The organism is Streptomyces sp. TBY4 (assembly GCF_024213195.1).
Classification (GTDB): domain Bacteria; phylum Actinomycetota; class Actinomycetes; order Streptomycetales; family Streptomycetaceae; genus Streptomyces.
The window spans coordinates 1-512 of record NZ_JANAVF010000060.1 but is presented as its reverse complement, the minus strand read 5'-3'; the positions used below and the strand labels follow the sequence as shown (position 1 = coordinate 512).

General features: G+C 69.7%; 1 protein-coding gene. It reads left to right on the top strand.

All coding sequences use genetic code 11. The annotated features are described in order from the left end of the window. Positions 1 to 63: 63 nt before the first annotated feature. The coding region (locus NLX94_RS38755; RefSeq protein WP_254388002.1) for a polyketide synthase dehydratase domain-containing protein at positions 64 to 512 on the top strand (449 nt) is incomplete at its 3' end.

The following is a 512-nucleotide window of genomic DNA, read 5'->3' as shown; positions in this document are numbered from 1 at the left end:
GCACACGCCGACGCCGCCCGCTTCACTCTCCACCCCGCACTCCTCGACGCCTCACTCCACGCCATGCTCATCAACCCCGAAAGCGACAGCACGTCCCAGCCGACACTGCTGCCCTTCGCATGGTCCGGCGTCACCATCCACGCCACGGGCGCCACCAGTCTGCGGGTCCACCTCACCCTCCAGACCGACGACTACAGCGACATCACCCTCCACATCACCGACCCCACAGGCCGACCCGTACTCACCGCCGACTCCCTGCATGTCCGTGCCGCGACGGCCGAGCAGCTCACCGAGGCCCGCGCCGTTCAGAGCGACACCGTGTTCGCAGTCGACTGGACGGGGCTGCCGGTGCCGGAAGCCGCCGGTCGGCTGATGGAGCTGGCCGCGGTGCCGGCGGACGGTCCCCTGCCGGAGTCCGTTGTCTGGCATGTGAATGCGGATGCGGTGTCGGGTTCGGTTCCGGAGCGGGCCCGTGCACTCACGCACACCGCACTGGAGCAGGTCCAGCGGTG